Genomic DNA, 22,327 nt, shown 5'->3' on the forward strand with positions numbered 1-22,327 from the left:
AATATTTTATGAACAGGCAAGGATTTCCTTTGCTTGTTTTTTTTTATAAAAAGGAGGAGTTAGAATGACTATATTTAGAAAACTTGGATGGTTTTTTAAACAAGAAAAAAAATCGTATGGAATCGCAGTATTCTTTCTGATTTTAGTGGCAATCTTCCAAATTATTCCACCTAAAATTATTGGAAATATCGTTGATAGTATGAGTGAAAATGAACTAACAGTGAGTAAGTTAGCAATTTGGATTAGTATCTTAGTTTTTGTTGCATTAGGGCAATATCTGTTTAGATATATCTGGAGAACCAATATTTGGGGTAGCGCTGCTCGCCTTGAAAAAATTTTACGTACTCGATTATTTAAACATTTTATGCAAATGGATCAATCTTTTTTTCAGCAAAATAGAACAGGCGATTTGATGGCACATGCAACGAATGATTTAACAGCTATTCAGCAGGTTGCTGGTGCAGGTATACTAACTTTTGCTGATTCAATTATCACGGGTGGGACAACTATAATTGCAATGATATTTTTAATAGATTGGCGTTTAACAATCTTAGCAATTATTCCGTTACCTTTATTGGCGGTTATGGCTAGATATTTAGGAACTAAAATACACACTGCTTTCTCTACATCTCAAGCAGCGTTTTCAACGTTGAATAATAAAACGCAAGAGAGTGTCAGCGGAATTAAAGTGATTAAGACTCTTGGACAAGAACAAGAAGATATTGAAGATTTTGAAGGAAAAGTTGAAGAAACTATCAAGATTAATAGAAAAGTTAATTTATTGGATGCATTGTTTGATCCAATAACAAGTTTAATTATTGGATTGTCATATGTTTGCACTATCATTTTAGGTGGATACTATGTGGCTAACAACGTTATTTCAATTGGACAACTGATTTCATTTATAAGTTATATTGCGTTACTTGTTTGGCCGATGTTTGCTATTGGTCGATTATTTAATGTTATTGAACGTGGAAATGCTAGTTATGATCGTGTTCAAATATTATTAAATCAAAAAAGTGGCATTGTAGATAATGAAAAGGGGTTAGATAAATTACCGGTGGGATCTTTTAAATTTGATGTCCAGCATTTTAATTATCCAGATGATGATCGGGAAAGCTTGCATAATGTTAAATTTGAAATTGGTTCTGGTCAAACTCTTGGCATTGTTGGAAAAACGGGTGCTGGCAAATCAACGATTATGAAATTGATACTTCGTGAATTTGATGCATACAACGGAATGATTTCAGTTAATAATTCAAATATTAAAGAGTATGCCTTAGATACGTATCTGAAGTCAATTGGTTACGTTCCTCAGGAAAGCTTTTTATTTTCAACAACTATTTTAAATAATATACGTTTTGCTAATATGAATTTAACAAAAGAAAAGGTTGAAATGGCTGCATTTAATGCTGATTTGGATAGTGATATCACTGAATTACCACTAAAATATGAAACAGAGGTTGGAGAACAAGGAATATCCCTCTCTGGTGGCCAAAAGCAACGTTTAGCTATCGCTCGTGCCCTTGTAATTAATCCAGAGCTATTAATTTTGGATGATGCTCTTTCGGCAGTTGATGCCAGAACGGAATCTATTATTTTAACTAGATTAAAAGAGAAACGTCAAAATAAAACAACTATTATTTCTGCAAGCCGTATGAGTAGTGTAAAAGATGCAGATGAAATTATCGTAATTGATGGTGGAACAATTATTGAGCGAGGACAGCATGATACGTTAATGACATCAAAAGGTTGGTACTATCAAATGACAACTAAACAACAACTTGAAAGCAAGTTAGAGGGAGATGAAATTAATGAGTGAAAAGCCTAAATCTAGCTGGCAAAAAGAACTGAGCGGTAAAGAACAAAGAACAGTTATTAAAAGATTGTTGCCCTATACAAAAGATTTTAAAGCCGATTTTTTAATCGCAATTTTATTTGCGGCCATATTAAGTGGAATTAATATATTACTACCTCTTCTTTTACAGTATTATATGGATAACTATCTTCAATCGAAATCAACACCACTAAATATTATGTTTTTATTTGCGGGTCTTTACTTTATCGGTGTAATTTTAAAAGCAATTACTCAATTCATTCAAATGTATTTGTACTCAATGGGTGCAGAAAAAACATTAGAAAAAATACGTGTCATTCTTTTTAAAAAAATTCACACGTTAGGGATGCGTTACTTTGATAAGACACCGGCTGGAGCTGTTGTTTCTAGGGTTACTAATGATACGATGACATTAGCAGATTTTTGGACGCTATTTATGACATTAATCGTTGGTGTATTTTCACTTATCTCTGCTTTTGTAGCAATGTATATTGCCAAGCCACAGATTGCATTGGTAACGTTGATTTTTATACCAATTTTACTAATAACAACATGGTATTACCAACGGTTTAGTTCAAAGGTTTATCGACAAATGAGAGAATATTTGAGTCGATTAAATACTAAATTAAATGAATCTATCGTTGGAATAAATGTGATTCAACAATTTCGCCAAGAAAAACGGATTGAAGGCGAATTTGAGGACACTAATGAACTTTATTTGAAAAAAAGATTTGAAATGATTCGAACTAATTCATTGTTACTTTCACCAATTATTAGTTTATTTTATGCATTGGCTGTAGTAATGACACTTGGGTTATTTGGAATTAGCAGTTTAGATCATTTTGTTGAAGCAGGAATGGTATATGCATTTCTAACATATTTACAAAATTTCTTCAATCCCATGACAAACTTAATGGATTATTTGACAACTTTCCAAGATGGAATCGTTGCAGGTAGCCGAATCATTAGTGTTCTTGATGACCAAACAATAGAACCACAACAAACACCCGTGGCAGGAGCCACAATTACTGAAGGTAAAATTGAATTCAAAAATGTTACTTTTTCTTATGATGATGAGAATGCTGTTTTAAAGAATATATCATTTACGGTACAACCTGGTGAAACACTTGCTTTCGTTGGACACACGGGTAGTGGTAAAAGTTCAACCATCAATATTTTGATGAGATTTTATGATTTTGAAGAAGGGCAAATTTTAATTGATGGTTTAGATATTAAAAAATATTCGACAGAAGAGTTACGTAAAAAAATGGGGCTTGTATTACAAGATTCATTTTTATTTTATGGTAATGTTGCTTCAAATATTAGAATGTTTAATCAAGATATTACTGATGAACAAATTGAAAAAGCTGCTAAATTTGTTCATGCTGATCAATTTATTGATAAATTACCTCGGCAGTATCAAACGAAAGTTGTTGAACGAGGGGCAACATACTCCGCTGGTGAAAAGCAATTGATTTCATTTGCGAGAACGATTGTAACTAATCCCAAAATTTTAATATTGGATGAAGCTACAGCTAATATTGATACGGAGACGGAACAACTTATACAAGATGGGTTAAAACAAATGAGACAAAATAGAACGACGCTTGTTATCGCACACAGACTGTCAACTATTGTTGACGCTAACCAAATTCTAGTGTTGGATAAGGGTCAAATTGTTGAACGAGGAACACATGAAGAATTACTAAAATTAAATGGTAAATACGCTGACATGTATAGTTTACAAAATATATCAGATGATTAAGTTTAATTTTAAATAAAAATACTGGTAGAAAATCAATATGATTTCCTACCAGTATTTTTTTTGGAATTTAATTATTATTTTTACTTTTATGGGGATCAACATATTTAAAATTGGGATTAATTTCAGTATCTAATTTTTGAAATGCAGCCATTAATTGGGTGTCCATTTCTGTTTGGACCTCATCAGTCAATTTTGTTTTTTTGTCTAAATAGATTGGATCACCGAATGAAACGGTTACTCTTTTTCTACTGAAAAGTTGCTTTAAGGTTAATGGACCTTGATAGACTGCTGGAACTAGGGGTACCTGTGCCATTCGAGCAATTAAGAGTGAACCACCTTTTAATTCCTCGGAATGTCGGGTACCTGAGGGAAACATAATTAATGATAATTCGCCTTTTTTTAAAAATTTAACTGGCGTTTTAATTGTTGATGGACCTGGATTTTCTCGATCAACTGGAAAAGCATTGGCATGAATTAAGATATAGCGTAAAATTGGATTTACAAATAGTTCTTTTTTTGCCATAAATGAAAACTTTTTAGGACTACCAGCTAAGGCAAAGTAAAGGGGGTCAAACCAAGTTCGGTGTGGACCTACTAAAATATACGATCCTTCAGGTAGTTTTTCTTTATTAATATAGTGGGCATTCCCATTGATTAAGAATAAAAGTACTCGTACAATACCTCGTGCAAATGAATAAAACATGTGGCAACAATCCTTTCAAATTTTAAACTTTGTATGGTAAGTATGACTAATTAAATTAAAAGTTGCAAGTTTAAAAAAAATTATAGAAAATGGGTAATGAAAAATGGTTTCACTTAATAACAATGAACGTATTGACCAATTATACTCAAATCAAATTAAAATCATTCAGAGTTCAGATGTTTTTTCTTTTTCACTGGATGCTGTTTTATTAGCCCATTTTGCAGATGTTTCAAGAAAAGAATCAACTAAAATAGTTGATTTATGTGCGGGCAATGGTGCAGTCGGGTTATTTGTTAGTCAAAAAACAAAGGGTCAAATTTATCAGATTGAACTTCAAGAAAAATTAGCTGATATGGCAAATAGAAGTATTGAATTGAATCACTTGGAAAATCAAGTACAAGTTAAGCAAACAGATTTAATCAACACGTTTGATTATCTAGAAAAAGACTCAATTGATACCGTATTGTGTAATCCACCTTATTTTCCAAATACGCCACAATCTTCTCAGAATCCTAACAAGTATTTAGCAATTGCACGACATGAAATTACAACTAATTTAGATAGTATTCTAGAAATTACTAGCGGTTTATTGAAAATGAAGGGGAAAACTTTTTTCGTACACCGTCCTGATCGATTGCCTGAAATTCTAAGTAAAATGGTTAATCATCGGTTGGCGCCTAAAAAAATCCAATTTGTTCATCCAAAAGAGGGAAAAGAGGCTAACATGGTCCTAATTGAAGCAATTAAGGATGGCAATGCAGCAGGAATTAGGATTATGCCTCCTATTGTTGTTTATGGTAACGATGATGAGTACACACAAATGGTTCAGGAGATTGTTTATGGAAGATGAAAAAAAATATTATTTCTATGTATTACTGTGCGCTGATAATACACTATACGGCGGATTTACAACGGATCCCGAAAAAAGACTTGCAACGCATAATGCAGGGAAAGGTGCAAAGTACACAAAATTAGCTAGTAGACGGCCTTTGAAAATGATTTTGCAGGAATCATTTGAAACGAAATCTGAAGCATTAAAGAAAGAATATGCTTTCAAACACCAATCAAGAGATAAAAAAATTGCTTATTTAAAAAAGCAATCAGTTGAAATCTGAAATAATGTATAAAAAGATTTCAAATGATATAATGAAAGTATAAATTTTAAAATAAAGAGGTATAACATTATGAAAATCATTGCGTATGGTATCCGAGAAGATGAATTATTGTATGTCCAAGAATGGGAAAAAGATAATCAAATTAAAATAAAAACTGTTAATGAATTATTAGACGAAAAAACAGTTCAATTAGCAGAAAATTATGACGCTATCGTTGCCTACCAACAAAAGGACTATACACCTGAATTAATTAAAAAAATTCATGATTTAAATATTAATTATTTATCGATTCGTAATACTGGTGTGGATAACGTTGATGGGGATGCAGTTAATAAGTATGGATTGATTGTGACGAATGTGCCATCTTATTCTCCAAGTGCTGTTGCGGAGCTATCTGTAGCTAAATTGTTGGAGTTATTTAGAAAAACACCACAATTTAATCGTAAAATGAAGAATAACGATTTCACTTGGGAACCCGATATCTCTAAAGAAATCCGCACACAAACAGTTGGTGTGATTGGTACAGGAAGAATTGGGCAAACAGCCATTAAAATTTTTAAAGCATTTGGTGCAAAAATTATTGGATATGATATTTATCAAAATCCTGCTTTGAAAGAAGAAGGAATCTATGTTGATACATTAGATGAGCTATATGCAAAATCAACAGTTATCACAATTCATAGCCCTGCTACTGAAGATAATTATCATTTATTAGATGACGAAGCATTTAGTAAAATGCAAAATGGTGTGCATATTTTGAATATGGCCAGAGGAACATTGATTGACACCGATGCACTGATAAGAGCGCTAGATTCAGGGAAAGTAGCCGGTGCCGCATTAGATACACTTGAAAATGAGACTGATTATTTCAATAAAGAATTAACAGAATCACAAGTAAATGGTACTTTTAAAAACTTATTGCAACGTGAGAATGTGTTAATTACCCCACACACAGCGTTCTATACAGAGCCTGCTGTCAGGAATATGGTTATAGATGCTTTGAATGCAAGTAAAGACTTAATAGAAACAGGACATTCTGATAAAGAAGTTAAATTTAAATAAAATTAGTCAGAAAATGGAGGATTTTGTATTATGAAACTAATTGCGTTCGGTATGAGAAAAGATGAAGTTGGATTTGGTAATCAATGGTCTGATGACAATCAAGTTGATGTTGAAATTACTCAAGATTTATTAACGAATGAAACGATACAGCAAGCGGATGGATTTGATGGTATTATTGCATTGCAAACAATCCCTTATAACGAAACATTATTTTCTAAAATGAAAGAGATGAATATTAAGATTCTTTCTGTTAGAAATGTCGGGGTTGATAATATTGATTTAGTTGCAGCTAAAAAATACGGTGTGACGGTGACAAATGTCCCAGCGTATTCACCTAACGCGATTGCTGAATTTTCTGTGACACAATTGATGCAACTCTTAAGAAGAACACCAGAATTTAATTTAAAAATTAAAAATCAAGACTATCGTTGGGCTCCAAATATTTCACGCGAGTTGAGAAGCTTAACCGTGGGTGTTATTGGAACTGGACGTATTGGCCGGGTTGCAATGGACATTTACAAAGGATTCGGTGCAAAAGTTATTGCATACGATGTCTATCCAAATGCTGAATTAAAAAAGAGTGGTATTTATGTTGATACATTAGATGAGTTGTTCGAACAAGCAGACGTTATTACATTACATACGCCAGCTACAAAAGAGAATGAACACATGCTTAATCGAGATTCATTTGAAAAAATGAAACACGGAGTTCTGATTGTAAATACAGCCCGTGGAACGTTAATTAATACTGAAGATTTAATTGACGCATTAAAATCAGGACAAGTTGGTGGAGCAGCTTTAGATACGTATGAATTCGAAAATCCAATATTTAATCATGATTTAACGGACTCATCTATTGAAGATCCATTATTTAATGAACTTTTAGATATGGTAAATGTTATTTTAACACCTCATATTGCATTCTATACTGAAACTGCAGTTAAAAATATGGTTGAAATTGCTTTGAATAGTGCTTATCAATTTTTAACAACAGGCGTTGTGGAAACAGAAGTTAAATAATTAAAAATAAGACTTGTGTTCTAATTTTAGATTTTGTATACTTAAAGACGATGTTAAAACATCAATTCACACCTTGTGGGATGTGACTGAGGGTGCTCGGGAGAGTCTTAGCACAGTTGAACACTTGGGAGGAAAATAAAACTTTTACTCGGAGGCACTACATTATGGCTGTTATTAGTATGAAACAATTGCTCGAAGCCGGTGTTCATTTTGGACATCAAACACGTCGCTGGAACCCAAAGATGAAACCATACATCTTTACTGAAAGAAATGGTATTTATATCATTGATTTACAAAAAACAGTTAAATTAGTTGATGCTGCTTATGCATCAATGAAAAAAGCTGCTGAAGATGATGGTGTTGTTCTTTTTGTTGGTACAAAGAAACAAGCACAAGATGCTATTGAAGAAGAAGCAACTCGTGCTGGACAATACTTTGTTAACCATCGTTGGTTAGGTGGAACTTTAACTAACTGGAACACAATTCAAAAACGTATCAAACGTCTTAAAGAAATCAAAAAAATGTCAGAAGATGGCACATTTGATCTTCTTCCTAAAAAAGAAGTTTCTTTATTAATTAAACGTAGAGATCGTCTTGAAAAATTCTTGGGTGGTATTGAAGATATGCCTCGCATCCCTGATGTATTATTCATTGTTGATCCTCGTAAAGAACGTATCGCTGTTAAGGAAGCTCAAAAATTGAATATTCCTATCATCGCTATGGTTGATACAAATAGTGATCCAGATGAAATTGATGTAAAAATCCCTTCAAATGATGATGCAATTCGTGCTGTACGTTTGATTACTGCAAAAATGGCTGATGCTATTATTGAAACTAATCAAGGTAAAGAAGAAGTGAATGAAGCTTCTTTCAAAAAGGCTGACGAAAAAGTAGATTCAATCGAAGATATCGTTGAAGCTGTTGAAGGCGGAAATGATAAAAAAACTGCTGAATAGTAAATAAATTAGGCTGTCTCAAAATTAGGTACTGTAATGGCCCTTTCTTTTGAGGCAGTTTTTTTAGATATAAAATCAATTAAATTATTTAAACAAGGAGGCCATTCAAATGGCAAAAATTTCTGCTTCTCAAGTTAAAGAATTACGTGATACAACTGGTGTCGGTATGATGGACGCAAAAAAAGCACTCGTTGAAGTTGACGGTGATATGCAAAAAGCAATCGATTTCCTCCGCGAAAAAGGTATGGCAAAGGCTGCTAAAAAAAGTGACCGTGTTGCTGCTGAAGGTCTATCTGATGTTCAATTCTCTGGTAACTTTGCAGCTATTGTTGAAGTTAACGCAGAAACTGATTTCGTTGCTCAAAACGAACAATTCAAAACACTTGTTAAATTGATTGCTACTAAAATTGCTGAAGCACATCCTAAAGATGTTGAAGAAGCACTTACAATTAAAACAGACCGTGGCACAATTAATGATGATTTAATTGAAGCAACACAAGTAATTGGTGAAAAAATTTCATTACGTCGTTTTGAATTAGTAGAAAAAACTGATAATGAAAGTTTTGGATCATACTCACATATGGGTGGCTCAATTTCAACACTTGTTGTCGTTACAGATGCTGATGAATCAACTGCTAAAGATGTTGCTATGCATGTTGCTGCAATTAATCCTAAGTATGTATCTCGTGAACAAGTACCTGCTGATGAATTGGCACATGAAAAAGAAGTACTTTCTAAAGAAGCTGCTAATGAAGGCAAACCAGCAAATATCATTGAAAAAATGGTTGAGGGTCGTTTAAATAAATATCTAGCTGATATTAGCTTAGATGATCAAGATTTTGTTAAAGATCCTGACATGACAGTTGCTAAGTATGTTGCTTCTAAGGGTGGAAAAGTTAAATTATTTATCCGTTATGAAGTTGGAGAAGGTCTTGAAAAGAAAGAAAATAATTTTGTAGACGAAGTTATGGGCCAAATTAAATAATTTTCTACAATCCAAAAGTTTGTGCTTTAAGCACAAACTTTTTTTAATAAATTTATTTTGATATAAATTGAATTATTAATTATACCTAAAATATGGTAAAATAATTGTAAATAGATTGTAGGAGGAACATTGGATGTCAGATGTTAAGTATCGACGCGTTATGTTGAAGTTAAGCGGTGAAGCATTAGCCGGAGAACAAGGATTTGGTATTAATCCACCTGTAATTAGAAAAGTTGCTGAAGAATTAAAAGAAATTCAAGAAATGGGTGTTGAAGTCGCTATCGTTGTTGGTGGTGGTAATATGTGGCGTGGTGAAGCTGGAGCCGCAATGGGTATGGAACGTGCGCAGGCAGATTATATAGGGATGCTAGGAACAGTTATGAATGCACTAGCATTGCAAGATAATCTTGAGTCTGTAGGTGTCCCAACTCGAGTTCAAACAGCTATTGAAATGCGCCAAATTGCAGAACCCTATATTCGCCGTAAAGCTGTTCGTCATCTTGAAAAAGGTCGCGTTGTTATTTTTGCTGCGGGTACGGGTTCACCATATTTCTCAACAGATACAACTTCAGCGTTAAGAGCTGCAGAAATTAATGCTGATGTTATATTGATGGCAAAAAATGGCGTAGATGGTGTCTATTCTGCTGATCCTCAAAAGGATGACTCAGCAACAAAATATGAAGAATTAACACATTTAGATATAATTAATAAAAACTTACAAGTTATGGATACAACTGCAAGTACATTATCGATGGATAATGATATTCCGTTAGTCGTATTTAATTTGAACGAACCAGGAAATATAAAAAAAGTTGTTCTCGGTGAAACCATCGGAACAACCGTTAGGGGAAAATAAATGAAAATAACAGAACCTATATTAGTTGATGCTCAAGATAAAATGTCAAAAGCAGAGGTTTCACTTCAAAAAAATCTTGGTAATATTCGGGCTGGTCGAGCTAATGCTAGTTTATTGAATAATGTGACAGTAGATTATTATGGTGCACCAACGCCACTTAATCAAGTTGCACAAATTTCAGTACCAGAAGCTCGCGTACTTTTAATTACGCCATTTGATAAAAGTGCTTTGAAGGATATTGAACATGGTTTATTAGTTGCTGATTTAGGAATTAGCCCTTCGAATGATGGATCAGCAATTCGATTAGTTATTCCTCAATTAACAGAAGAACGTCGTAAGGAATTAGCTAAAGACGTTAAAGCTGAAGCAGAAAATGCTAAAGTTATTATTCGTAATATCAGACGTGATGCAGTTGATGCCTTGAAAAAATCAGAAAAAAATGGTGATTTAACCGAAGATGATTTACGAGATTTAGAAAAACAAGCTCAAGATGTGACGAATGCATCAATTAAAAATATTGATAATATTCAAGCAGATAAAGAAAAAGAAATTTTAGCAGTTTAAATAAATAGCTTTATTTTAAGACAGGCGTCGTTTTGTGCCTGTTTTTTTGCTACAATAGAACATGTAACTATTCTTGGAGGTACAATATGGCTTTTAATTTTAAAAAAAATAAAACAAATGAATTAATCCAATTGGATATGGAAAGAATTCCTAAACATGTTGCTGTTATAATGGATGGTAATGGACGTTGGGCAAAAAAAAGGCATTTACCTAGAATTGCGGGACATAAAACCGGTATGGATACTGTAAAAACAGTAACTATGGCTGCAAGTGATTTAGGGATTAAAGTTTTAACACTTTACGCATTTTCTACTGAAAATTGGAAACGGCCCGAAACAGAAGTTAATTACCTGATGAGTTTACCGGGTACTTTTTTTGATAAGTTTGTACCAGAATTAATTGAAAAGAATGTAAAAGTTAATGTTATGGGCTACATTGATCAGCTTCCAAATGAAACAAAATTAGCTGTTCAAAATGCAGTGGAAGATACTAAAGATAATACAGGGATGGTTCTTAATTTTGCATTAAATTATGGTGGGCGAGCAGAGATTGTGACGGCTATCAAAAATATTGCAACTGATACCTCTAATGGTAAACTAAGCGTTGAAGAGATAACAGATAAAACAATTGACCAGTATTTAATGACTAGTAATTTAGCACCTTATAATGATCCGGAATTACTAATCAGAACTAGTGGTGAAGAAAGAATATCTAATTTCTTATTATGGCAAATTGCTTATAGTGAATTAGTGTTTACTGATACATTATGGCCTGATTTTTCTGAAGATGCATTAAAAGATGCAATACTAAATTATCAAAAAAGAGACCGCCGTTTCGGTGGTATAAAAGAATAGGAGAATTTTTATGAGACAGCGCGTAATTACGGCAATTGTGGCTCTCTGTATTTTCATACCATTGGTTATTATTGGTGGACTACCATTGCAGATATTTGCTTTAATTTTAGGATGCATTGGTATTTCGGAAGTATTTGTAATGAAGAAAAAATTATTGATATCACCAGAGGCTACTTTTGGTATCTTAATGACAATAACTGTGATTGCACCAGATAAGTGGTTTAAATTTTTACCAGCTCACATTTCTTCTGTAAATGTATTTTATTTTCTTGTTGCACTTCTATTAATGTATATGGTTACTTCAAAAAATCGTTTTTCATTTGATGATGCTGGTGTTTTTGTCTTAAGTTCTTTATATGTCGGGATGGGATTTCATTATTTTATTGCGGCAAGAGGCAACGATTTTAACGGATTAATGACATTAGCATATATTTTAATTGTTATCTGGACAACAGATACAGGTGCTTACATGTTTGGACGTAAGTTTGGTAAAAATAAATTAGCACCACATATTAGTCCAAATAAAACATGGGAAGGTTCAATTGGTGGAACATTAATGGCTACACTGTTAGGAAGTATCTTTATTTACTTCTTCCCACAAAATCATTCTTTTCCTATAATGATTTTGATTACGTTAATCCTTTCGGTATTTGGACAATGCGGTGATTTAGTTGAGTCCGCGTTTAAACGTTTCTATGGTGTAAAAGATTCTGGACGTATTCTACCTGGACATGGTGGTATTTTAGATCGATTTGATAGTTTAATATTTGTATGGCCAATTATGCATTTATTTGGGTTAATGTAATAAATTAAAGGGGGAGGATTCACATGATTAAAACGATTATTACATTTATTATCGTTTTTGGAATTTTAGTTGTGATTCATGAATTTGGTCATTACTATTTTGCAAAACGTGCTGGAATTTTAGTTCGTGAATTTTCAATTGGTATGGGGCCAAAAATACTTTCATTCCATAGAGGTAGTACAACGTACACTTTAAGAATATTACCTCTTGGTGGATATGTTAGAATGGCGGGAATCGCTGATGATGAAGATGAAGATTTAAAACCTGGTATGCCTATGAGTTTAATACTGGATAGTAATAATAAGGTTACAAAGATTAATACGAGTAAAAAAACAACGCTGTATAATGGTATCCCAATCGAATACCTAGATAGTGATTTGCAAAAAGAACTCTGGATTACAGGATATGAAAATGGTAATGAAGAGATAGTAAAAAAATATAATGTTGATCATGATGCGTTAATAATTGAAAAAGATGGCACAGAAATTCAAATCGCTCCTGAAGATGTTCAATTTCAATCAGCTACGCTTTGGAATCGAATTTTAACGAATTTTGCTGGACCGATGAATAACTTTTTATTAGCTATTGTTGCATTTATACTACTTGCTTTTATGCAAGGTGGCGTTGCAACCAATTTGAATCAAATTGGTACAATTCAAGAGAATTCTGCGGCTCAAAGGGCGGGGTTAAAAGCAAATGATAAAATTGTAGCTGTATCTGATAAAAAGACAACAAACTGGACTGAATTAACGACAGCGATTAGCAGTCGTCCTGATAAAAAAACTGACTTAAAAGTAATAAGGAACGGTAAAACAGAATCAATCGTTATTACACCTGAATCAAGTAAAACAGACTCAACAAAGATCGGTAAAATTGGTATTACAGTTAAAATGGATCACTCATTTATCAATAAAATTACTTATGGGTTTACGCAATCATGGAGTGTCGTGGCTAGTATTGTGGCTGTATTAGTAGGGATGTTTACTAAAGGTGTCAGCTTAAATGATTTTGGTGGTCCGGTTGCAATTTATGCAGTGACTTCAAATGCAGCAAGTTATGGGTTGGCGAGTGTTGTGTCATTGCTTGCATTCTTATCAATTAACTTAGGAATTGTGAATTTATTACCAATTCCAGCTTTAGATGGTGGAAAATTAGTACTAAATATTATCGAAGGAATTCGTGGCAAACCAATTTCACCTGAAAAAGAAGGTGTTATTACATTAGTTGGATTTGCATTTTTAATGATATTGATGATATTAGTCACATGGAATGATATTCAGCGTTATTTCTTTTAAATGAAAAAGGAGAATAAAATAGTATGAAACAATCACAATTATTAATACCAACAATGAAGGAAGTTCCAAGCGATGCTGAGGTTATCAGTCATCAAATGATGTTACGAGCTGGATATATTCGACAAGTTTCAGCCGGAATGTACAGTTATTTACCATTAGCTTTCTCCGTTATTAGAAAAATTGAAACAATTATTCGCGAAGAAATGGAAGCAATTGGAGCGGTTGAAATGCTTGTACCTGCCGTTATTCCTGCTGAATTATGGGAAGAAACAGGTCGTTATGAAACCTATGGTGATACACTTTTTAAATTAAAAGATCGACATGATAGAAAATTTATTTTAGGACCAACTCATGAAGAAACATTTACTTCTTTAATTCGTGATGAAATCAAATCATATAAAAAATTACCACTGACAATGTTCCAAATACAACAAAAATATCGTGATGAAAATAGACCTCGTTTTGGTATATTAAGAGGCCGTGAATTTTTAATGAAAGATGCTTATTCATTCCATGCGGATGAAGAAAGTTTAAATGATACTTATCAAAAAATGAATCGTGCATATCAAAATATTTTTGAACGCTGTGGTCTTAATTTTAGAAGTATTATTGGTGATGCAGGTGCAATGGGCGGTAATGATTCAAAAGAATTTATGGCAATTTCTGATATTGGTGAAGATACAATCGTTTATTCTGATAAGAGCGATTATGCAGCTAATTTAGAAATGGCAAAAAGTTTGAAAACATATAAGAATTCACATGAAGCGATTAAAGATATTGAAAAAATTGAAACACCAAATATTAAAACAATTGATGAGTTGGCTAAATTTATTGATACAGCAAGTGAAAATTTAATAAAATCATTATTATTTATGGCTGATGAAAAACCAGTGATGGTTTTAATGCGCGGAAATGATATTTTGAATGAAATTAAATTAAAAAACACATTAGGCGCTGATTTTTTACGTATGGCAACTGATTCAGATGTTACTGAAGTGTTGGGTGCAGAGTTTGGTTCACTTGGACCTGTTGGTGTTACAGAAGACGTAACAATTGTTGCCGACGAAGGAATTAAGGGAATGATAAATGCGGTCGTTGGTGCAAATACGACTGGTTCTCATTTATTTAACGCAAATATTGATCGTGATTACCGAGTAGATAAATTTGTAGATTTACGTTTGGCTCAAGAAGGTGAAACTTCACCTGAAGGGGAAGGCGAATTGAAATTTACTAAGGGGATTGAAATTGGTCATATCTTCAAAATTGGAACACGATATTCTGAGGCATTGGGCGCTAATATCTTAGATGATAATGGCCGCGAAAAACCTGTGATATTAGGTTGTTATGGAATCGGCGTTAGTCGTTTACTTGCAGCCATTGCAGAGCAACAAGCTGATGAAAATGGTTTAGTATGGCCTAGAAGTATTGCACCATACGATGTTCATGTAATTCCAATTAATGCTAAAAATGATGAACAAATGGCTCTAGCTAATGAAATTGACAAAAAAATGACTGAAAATGGTTACAAAGTATTGCTTGATGATCGTAAAGAACGTGCAGGTGTTAAATTTGCTGATTCAGATTTAATTGGATTACCTGTTCGAATTACAGTTGGTAAGAAAGCTGCTGATGGTATCGTTGAAGTGAAGTTACGTAGAAATGGTGAAACGATTGAAGTAACGAAAGACGAATTAGAGAGCTCTATCTCAATTTTATTAAAAGAAGAAAATCAAAACTAGTTAAAGAAGATTGAGTTCAAAAGAAAATTTTGACTCAGTCTCTTTTTCATTTTTAGAAAAGGAGTCAATCATTTGTCGCTTAATAATAAAGAATTATTCAATAAACTATTAGAACAAATTAATTTTCAATCAAGTGACCAACAAGATAGTGAAATATTGGATTTAATTGAAATTTCAACCGTAACTGTTCATGAAAAGTCAAAACTATGGGAATTCAAGCTAGTTGCCCCTAAAATTTTGCCATTTTCATTATTTAGTGACTTAGAAAATAAAATTGCAATTACATTTAAAGATATTGCAAAAACAAAAATAACTGTTCAAGTTGAGCAACCAGAATTAACAAACCAACTTTTAGGCGATTATTGGACATGGGCAGTTAAAAATAGTGAAGCTAATTCTTCGCTAGTACAAGAACTTTTTCATGGGAACGTCCCTTATCTTGATGATAGACGAGTGATGTTAATGGCTGAAAATGAAATTGTAAAAACGTTCTTAACAGGTCAAGCATTAGGACCAATTGAAACTGCGTATCAAATGGTCGGATTTCCACAGATAAATATTAATACATTATTAGATGAATCAAAATCACAAGAAAAAATAGAAGAAATTAGACAGCGAAAAGAATCTCAAGATGCCATAATGATGCAGAAGGCAACAGAAACTATTCAGAAACAAAATGAAAAGAAAAAGACTGATTCTCAAACTGTAATTAATGGACCTGTTCAAATGGGTAAAAAGATTAGTACAAAAGAGCCTGCAAAACGGATGGTTGAAATCATTGAAGAGGAACGCTCGGTTATTATTGAGGGATATATTTTCTCTAAGGAAATCCGGACGCTTAAGTCTGAAAGACAATTAATGATCATTAAAATGACGGATTATAGTTCATCCATGACCGTAAAAAAATTCTCTCGTAATGAAGAAGACGAAGCGATGTTTGCTGCTATTCAAGAAAAAGAATGGGTCAGAGTTCGTGGTGCAGTACAAGAAGATAATTTTATGCGAGATCTAGTGGTGAATGCTTACGATATTAATCAAGTCGACCACCCAAGCCGTCAAGAAACAGCTCCAGATGATGAACGACGTGTTGAATTACATTTACACTCAAATATGAGTCAAATGGATGCCACAAATTCAATTACGGATTATGTACAGCAAGCCAGTAAATGGGGACAAAAAGCAATTGCGATTACGGATCATTCTACCTTACAAAGTTTTCCTGAGGCTCATTCTGCTGGAAAGAAAAATAATATTAAAATTTTGTACGGTGTTGAGGCTAACGTTGTTGATGATGGTATTCCAATTGCTTTTAATGATAAGGATGTAAATCTAGAAGAAGCCACTTATGTTACTTTTGATACGGAAACAACGGGTTTATCTGCTCGATTTGATAAAGTTATTGAATTAGCTGCTGTTAAAATGACAAAGGGAAATGTCATTGAAGAATTTGATGAATTTATTGATCCAGGACATCATTTATCTGAAACAACAACTAATTTAACCTCAATTACGGATGAAATGGTTCATGGATCAAAATCTGAAGAAGAAGTTTTTAAATTATTTAGAGAATTTTCAGAAGGTAGTATTCTAGTTGCCCATAATGCTAGTTTTGATATTGGCTTTATGAATACTGGATATGAACGTCATGGCATGGAACCTATGCAAAATCCAATCATTGATACGTTAACGTTAGCAAGATTTTTACATCCCGAATTAAAAGGGTTTAGATTAAATACACTTTCCAAAAAATTCAATGTTAACTTGGAACATCATCATCGCGCTATTTATGATGCTGAGACAACTGGTCTTTTGTGTAATATCTTTATTAAAGATGCTAAGGAACGATTTGAAATAACGTCACATGTTCAATTGAATGATCATATGGGTGAGCATGATGCTTACAAACAAGCACGTCCATTCCATGTTACGTTACTTGCGACAACTCAAGCCGGACTTAAAAATATGTTTAAATTAGTTTCAACTTCGATGATAGATTATTTTTATCGGATGCCCCGCATCCCTCGAAGTGAGTTAAATAAATATCGTGAAGGTATTATCGTTGGTTCAGCGTGTGACTCAGGTGAAGTATTTACAGCAATGATGCAAAAAGGGATGGAAGAGGCTAAAGAAAAGGCTAAGTTTTATGATTACTTAGAAATTCAGCCTAAAGCATTATATGAACCTCTAATCCATCAAGAATTAATTAAGGATAATCAAAATTTAGAGGAAATTTTACAAAATATGGTTGATTTAGGACACGAAATGGATAAGCCGGTTGTTGCGACTGGAGATGTTCATTATATGAACCCTGAAGATAGTATTTATCGTAAAATTCTTGTTAATTCAATGGGTGGTGCTAATCCGTTAAATCGTTCTATTTTACCTGATGCACATTTTAGAACAACGAATGAAATGTTGGAAGGATTCCAATTTTTAGGTGCGGATGTTGCTAAAGAAATCGTTGTTACAAATACGAATTTAATCGCTAATATGATTGATGATGACATTTCTCCAGTTAAAGATCGATTATATGCACCGAAAATTGATGGCTCTGAAGAAGAAATTAAACAATTAACCTATAATCGCGCTCATGAACTTTATGGAGAAGAGTTACCTGAAACTGTGGTTAAACGTCTTGATAAAGAATTGACAAGTATCATTGATAATGAATTTTCAGTTATTTATTTAATTTCACAAAAATTAGTTCATAAATCTAACAAAGATGGTTATTTAGTAGGGTCCCGTGGATCTGTTGGGTCAAGTCTTGTTGCAACAATGACTGGAATAACAGAAATTAATCCATTACCACCTCATTATCGATGCCCTAAATGTAAATATACACATTTTTATGAAAAAGGTGAATATGGGTCTGGATTTGATTTACCAGACCAAGACTGTCCCAAATGTGGTACACCATTAGATAAAGATGGACATGATATTCCATTTGAAACTTTTCTTGGATTTTATGGTGATAAAGTTCCTGATATTGATTTGAATTTTTCGGGTGATTATCAAGCAATTGCGCATAATTATACGAAAGTTTTATTTGGGGAAGATTATGTTTTCCGTGCAGGAACAATTGGTACTGTTGCAGATAAAACGGCTTATGGTTATGTTAAGGGTTATGAACGTGATACTGGAGCAACGTTTAGAAATGCGGAGATAGATCGACTTGCTAAGGGGTCAACTGGCGTTAAACGGACGACCGGTCAACATCCTGGTGGTATCTTAGTTGTCCCTAACTATATGGATGTTTATGATTTTTCACCTATCCAGTATCCAGCAGATGACTCAACTTCCGAATGGAAAACAACCCATTTTGATTTCCATTCTATCCACGATAATATCTTGAAATTAGATATTTTGGGTCATGATGATCCAACCATGATTAGAATGTTACAAGATTTATCAGGAGTTGACCCAAAAACAATCCCTACGGATGATAAGGGCGTTATGCAAATATTCCAAGGGCCTGAAGTACTTGGTGTTACTAGCGACGAAATTTTCTCAAAAACAGGTACATTAGGTATTCCGGAATTCGGAACGAGATTTGTTCGAGGGATGCTAGAAGAAACAAAACCTAAAACATTTGCTGAACTATTAAAAATTTCTGGTCTATCACATGGTACAGATGTGTGGTTGGGAAACGCTGAAGAACTTATTTCTAATGGAACAATCACGATGCCGGAAGTTATTGGCTGTCGTGATGATATCATGATGGGGCTTATTCATATGGGTATGGAAGCTGGTAGCGCTTTTAATATTATGGAAGGTGTTCGAAAAGGAAAAGGTATCTCAGATGATTATCAAACTGAGATGAAAGCAGCAAAAATTCCAGATTGGTATATCGGAGCATGTTTAAAAATCAAGTATATGTTCCCTAAGGCACATGCTGCTGCGTATATTTTGATGGCCTTACGAATTGCATACTATAAAGTTTATTTTCCAATGTTATATTACTGTGCTTATTTCAGTGTTAGAGCAGATGATTTTGATTTAGTCGCAATGTCGCATGGTAAAGAAGCAGTGAAAAAAGCAATGAAAGATATTAATGATAAAGGGATGGATGCATCAACAAAAGAGAAAAATTTGTTGACGGTCCTTGAATTAAGCAATGAAATGCTTGAACGTGGCTTCCAATTTGGGATGATTGATTTGGATAAATCAGATGATTCAAATTGGATAATTGATGGTGATAAGTTAATTGCACCATTTAGAGCTGTACCAGGTCTTGGTAATAACGTTGCTAAGCAAATTATTGCTGCTCGTGAGGAACGCCCATTTTTATCTAAAGAAGATTTAGCTAAACGTGGTAAAGTTTCTAAGTCATTAATTGAGTATATGACTGAAAATAATGTTTTAAAAGCATTACCAGATGAAAATCAACTATCTATTTTTGATGATGTCTTTTTCTAAAAAGTGAGAACATAGCAGTTTGTTGATGTTTTCAGAAAATTATGCTATATTAAAGAAAGTATTTTGATATCTTGTTTGAGTGAGCAGCGATGCTCACTCTTTTTATTGGGAAAATGTAAGGAGGGTAACGTGTGAGTACTGTTATAGAGACTGTCACAGAGCTAGTTCAACCAATTGTTGATGAACAGAATATTGAATTGGTGGACATTGAATTTGTTAAAGAAGGCCCAAGTTGGTTTTTAAGAGTTTACATTGATAAACCTGAAGGCATTAAAATTGAAGAGTGTGTTGCTGTTAGTGATATTTTAAGTGAAAAATTAGATGAGATTAATCCTGATCCAATTCCACAAGCTTATTTTTTAGAGGTTTCATCACCTGGTGCTGAAAGACCTTTGAAAAAGGAAAAAGATTATGAAAGAGCTTTGAATGAATACGTTAATATTTCACTATATGAACCTATTAATAACGCTAAAATTTTTCAAGGTACCTTAACGGAATTAACAGCTGATGAATTAACAGTTGTTTATATGGACAAAACGCGTAAGAGAACGATCGTTATTCCTCGTCAAAAAATAGCTAAGGCGCGCTTAGCTATCAAATTTTAAGTAGCTTTTTATAAAGGAGTAAATTAAAGATGAGTAAAGAACTATTAAGTGCACTTACAGTGTTAGAAGAAGAAAAAGGTATTAAAAAAGAAGTTATTATTGATGCCATTGAAGCAGCATTAGTTTCTGCATACAAGCGTCATTACAATCAAGCACAAAATGTTGAAGTAGAGTTTGATTCAAAAAAAGGTAATATTACAGTTTATGCGGTTAAAGAAGTAGTCGAAGAAGTCTTTGATTCACGTCTTGAAGTTAGTTTGCAAGATGCTTTAGAGATTAATAAAGCATATGAAGTTGGCGATTCAATTCGATTTGAAGTTACACCTAAGGATTTTGGACGAATTGCTGCACAAACTGCTAAACAAGTTATCATGCAACGTGTTCGTGAAGCTGAACGTAGTATTGTTTATGATCAATATATTCAATATGAAAATGAAATCGTTAGCGGTGAAGTAGAACGTCATGATAATCGTTATATTTATGTTAATTTAGGTAAAGTGGAAGCTGTTTTAGCTAAGATTGATCAAATTCCTGGTGAAAGTTTTAATCCACATGATCGAATTAAAGTTTATATCACAAAAGTTGAGAATGCTGCTAAAGGCCCTCAAGTTTTTGTTAGTCGTTCACATCCTGACTTGCTAAAACGATTATTTGAACAAGAAGTTCCTGAAATATATGACGGAACAGTTGAAATTGTATCAATTGCTCGTGAAGCAGGTGACCGTGCTAAGGTAGCTGTTCGTTCGAATAATCCAGATATCGATGCTGTTGGTACTTGTGTTGGTCCTAAAGGACAACGTGTACAAACTATTGTTAATGAATTAAAAGGCGAAAATATGGATATTGTTGAATGGAATGAAGATCCTGCAAAATACATTGCTAATGCTTTGAATCCTGCAGAAGTTGTCAATGTTGTCTTTAATCCAGAAAATGATCATGCTTGTACTGTAGTTGTGCCAGATCACCAATTGTCATTAGCAATTGGTAAAAAAGGTCAAAATGCACGATTAGCTGCAAAATTAACAACGTTTAAAATTGATATTAAATCTGAATCTGATATGGTTAACAGTAGTGAAGAAAAAGAAGTTTCTGAAACAAACAAATAAGCCGATTAAAACTGATCGGTAATTGATTTGGAGGCAAATTAAAGTGATTAATCGTAAAATTCCAATGCGTAAAGATATCGTTACGGGTGAAATGAAACCTAAAAAAGAACTTGTTCGTGTTGTTAAGAATAAAGAAAATGAAGTATCTTTAGATCCAACAGGTAAGAAACCAGGGCGTGGCGCATATATTTTTCTTGATGTAGATGTGGCGAAGCAGGCTCAAAAAGAAAGAACATTCAATAAAGCATTCGGTATTAAGATTGACGAATCATTTTATGAAGAACTTGTCGAATATGTTGACCATCAGGTAGCTAGACGAGAATTATTTAAAGATGAAAAATAGTCAAAAATTCTTACAAATGCTAGGCTTGACCAGACGCGCAGGTATGTTGGTGACTGGTGAAGGACTAGTATTGAATGCTGTCAGGAAGAATAAAGCTAAATTGGTTATTCTTTCTGAAGATTGTGGACAAGCGACTTTAAAAAAAGTAACAGATAAGTGCAACAGCTATAATGTTAAATTATATGTTGGATTTTCAAAAGCCAGTTTAAGTGAGGCCGTTGGACAACAGCGCACAGTGTATGCTATTACCGATAAAGGTTTTAGCAGAAGGATGTGTGACTTAATGGATATATAGAAGGAG

General features: G+C 33.4%; 20 protein-coding genes. 19 read left to right on the top strand and 1 reads right to left on the bottom strand.

What is annotated here, in order from left to right:
- Positions 1 to 64 precede the first annotated feature (64 nt).
- Both AC1RPN_RS01895 and AC1RPN_RS01900 read left to right on the top strand, forming a co-directional pair.
- Positions 65 to 1,822, top strand: coding sequence for an ABC transporter ATP-binding protein (locus tag AC1RPN_RS01895; RefSeq protein WP_481761391.1), 1,758 nt, complete (start codon positions 65 to 67; stop codon positions 1,820 to 1,822).
- Positions 1,815 to 3,602, top strand: coding sequence for an ABC transporter ATP-binding protein (locus AC1RPN_RS01900; RefSeq protein ID WP_481761390.1), 1,788 nt, complete (start codon positions 1,815 to 1,817; stop codon positions 3,600 to 3,602). The genes AC1RPN_RS01895 and AC1RPN_RS01900 overlap by 8 nt, the downstream gene beginning before the upstream one ends.
- A gap of 67 nt (positions 3,603 to 3,669) precedes the next feature.
- Here AC1RPN_RS01900 and AC1RPN_RS01905 read toward each other — a convergent pair whose 3' ends face one another.
- On the bottom strand, positions 3,670 to 4,305 hold the full coding sequence (locus tag AC1RPN_RS01905) for a lysophospholipid acyltransferase family protein (RefSeq protein WP_409022438.1): 636 nt from the start codon (positions 4,303 to 4,305) through the stop codon (positions 3,670 to 3,672).
- A gap of 103 nt (positions 4,306 to 4,408) precedes the next feature.
- On the opposite strand from AC1RPN_RS01905, the gene AC1RPN_RS01910 reads away from it, so the two are divergent.
- From AC1RPN_RS01910 to AC1RPN_RS01990, 17 genes are all read left to right on the top strand, one after another.
- Complete coding sequence (locus AC1RPN_RS01910; protein WP_409022439.1) at positions 4,409 to 5,155, top strand: tRNA1(Val) (adenine(37)-N6)-methyltransferase; 747 nt, start codon at positions 4,409 to 4,411, stop codon at positions 5,153 to 5,155.
- A complete protein-coding gene (locus AC1RPN_RS01915; RefSeq protein WP_409022440.1) occupies positions 5,145 to 5,420 on the top strand; it encodes a GIY-YIG nuclease family protein in 276 nt (91 codons plus the stop codon). The genes AC1RPN_RS01910 and AC1RPN_RS01915 overlap by 11 nt, the downstream gene beginning before the upstream one ends.
- A gap of 69 nt (positions 5,421 to 5,489) precedes the next feature.
- Entirely contained in the window at positions 5,490 to 6,482 is a 993-nt protein-coding gene (locus AC1RPN_RS01920; RefSeq protein WP_481761389.1) for a D-2-hydroxyacid dehydrogenase, read from the top strand.
- A gap of 30 nt (positions 6,483 to 6,512) precedes the next feature.
- Positions 6,513 to 7,502: a D-2-hydroxyacid dehydrogenase gene (locus tag AC1RPN_RS01925; RefSeq protein WP_481761388.1), complete on the top strand. Its 990-nt coding sequence runs from the start codon at positions 6,513 to 6,515 to the stop codon at positions 7,500 to 7,502.
- Between the two features lie 164 nt (positions 7,503 to 7,666).
- Positions 7,667 to 8,458 carry a 30S ribosomal protein S2 gene (gene rpsB / locus AC1RPN_RS01930; protein ID WP_409022443.1) on the top strand — a complete coding sequence of 264 codons (792 nt, stop codon included), beginning with the start codon at positions 7,667 to 7,669 and terminating at the stop codon, positions 8,456 to 8,458.
- Positions 8,459 to 8,567: 109 nt separating this feature from the next.
- Positions 8,568 to 9,443, top strand: coding sequence for a translation elongation factor Ts (tsf, locus tag AC1RPN_RS01935; protein ID WP_481761387.1), 876 nt, complete (start codon positions 8,568 to 8,570; stop codon positions 9,441 to 9,443).
- Between the two features lie 133 nt (positions 9,444 to 9,576).
- On the top strand, positions 9,577 to 10,299 hold the full coding sequence (pyrH, locus tag AC1RPN_RS01940) for a UMP kinase (RefSeq protein WP_481761386.1): 723 nt from the start codon (positions 9,577 to 9,579) through the stop codon (positions 10,297 to 10,299).
- Complete coding sequence (gene frr / locus AC1RPN_RS01945) at positions 10,300 to 10,863, top strand: ribosome recycling factor (RefSeq protein ID WP_409022446.1); 564 nt, start codon at positions 10,300 to 10,302, stop codon at positions 10,861 to 10,863.
- A gap of 86 nt (positions 10,864 to 10,949) precedes the next feature.
- On the top strand, positions 10,950 to 11,717 hold the full coding sequence (locus tag AC1RPN_RS01950; RefSeq protein ID WP_481761385.1) for an isoprenyl transferase: 768 nt from the start codon (positions 10,950 to 10,952) through the stop codon (positions 11,715 to 11,717).
- A 10-nt stretch (positions 11,718 to 11,727) separates the two neighbouring features.
- Entirely contained in the window at positions 11,728 to 12,522 is a 795-nt protein-coding gene (locus tag AC1RPN_RS01955; RefSeq protein WP_409022448.1) for a phosphatidate cytidylyltransferase, read from the top strand.
- 23 nt (positions 12,523 to 12,545) lie between these two features.
- Positions 12,546 to 13,817 (top strand): RIP metalloprotease RseP, encoded by a 1,272-nt coding sequence (rseP, locus tag AC1RPN_RS01960; RefSeq protein WP_481761384.1) that lies wholly within the window; start codon positions 12,546 to 12,548, stop codon positions 13,815 to 13,817.
- 23 nt (positions 13,818 to 13,840) lie between these two features.
- On the top strand, positions 13,841 to 15,556 hold the full coding sequence (locus AC1RPN_RS01965) for a proline--tRNA ligase (protein WP_481761383.1): 1,716 nt from the start codon (positions 13,841 to 13,843) through the stop codon (positions 15,554 to 15,556).
- Between the two features lie 72 nt (positions 15,557 to 15,628).
- On the top strand, positions 15,629 to 19,972 hold the full coding sequence (locus AC1RPN_RS01970) for a PolC-type DNA polymerase III (RefSeq protein WP_481761382.1): 4,344 nt from the start codon (positions 15,629 to 15,631) through the stop codon (positions 19,970 to 19,972).
- A gap of 131 nt (positions 19,973 to 20,103) precedes the next feature.
- Complete coding sequence (gene rimP / locus AC1RPN_RS01975) at positions 20,104 to 20,577, top strand: ribosome maturation factor RimP (RefSeq protein WP_409022452.1); 474 nt, start codon at positions 20,104 to 20,106, stop codon at positions 20,575 to 20,577.
- A gap of 29 nt (positions 20,578 to 20,606) precedes the next feature.
- Positions 20,607 to 21,683 (top strand): transcription termination factor NusA, encoded by a 1,077-nt coding sequence (nusA, locus tag AC1RPN_RS01980; RefSeq protein ID WP_409022453.1) that lies wholly within the window; start codon positions 20,607 to 20,609, stop codon positions 21,681 to 21,683.
- Between the two features lie 43 nt (positions 21,684 to 21,726).
- Positions 21,727 to 22,026 carry an RNase P modulator RnpM gene (gene rnpM, locus AC1RPN_RS01985; RefSeq protein ID WP_409022454.1) on the top strand — a complete coding sequence of 100 codons (300 nt, stop codon included), beginning with the start codon at positions 21,727 to 21,729 and terminating at the stop codon, positions 22,024 to 22,026.
- Complete coding sequence (locus AC1RPN_RS01990; RefSeq protein WP_409022455.1) at positions 22,016 to 22,321, top strand: L7Ae/L30e/S12e/Gadd45 family ribosomal protein; 306 nt, start codon at positions 22,016 to 22,018, stop codon at positions 22,319 to 22,321. The genes rnpM and AC1RPN_RS01990 overlap by 11 nt, the downstream gene beginning before the upstream one ends.
- The last annotated feature ends 6 nt before the right edge of the window (positions 22,322 to 22,327 follow it).

The organism is Dellaglioa sp. CoH-57-MRSF-20 (genome assembly GCF_056781955.1).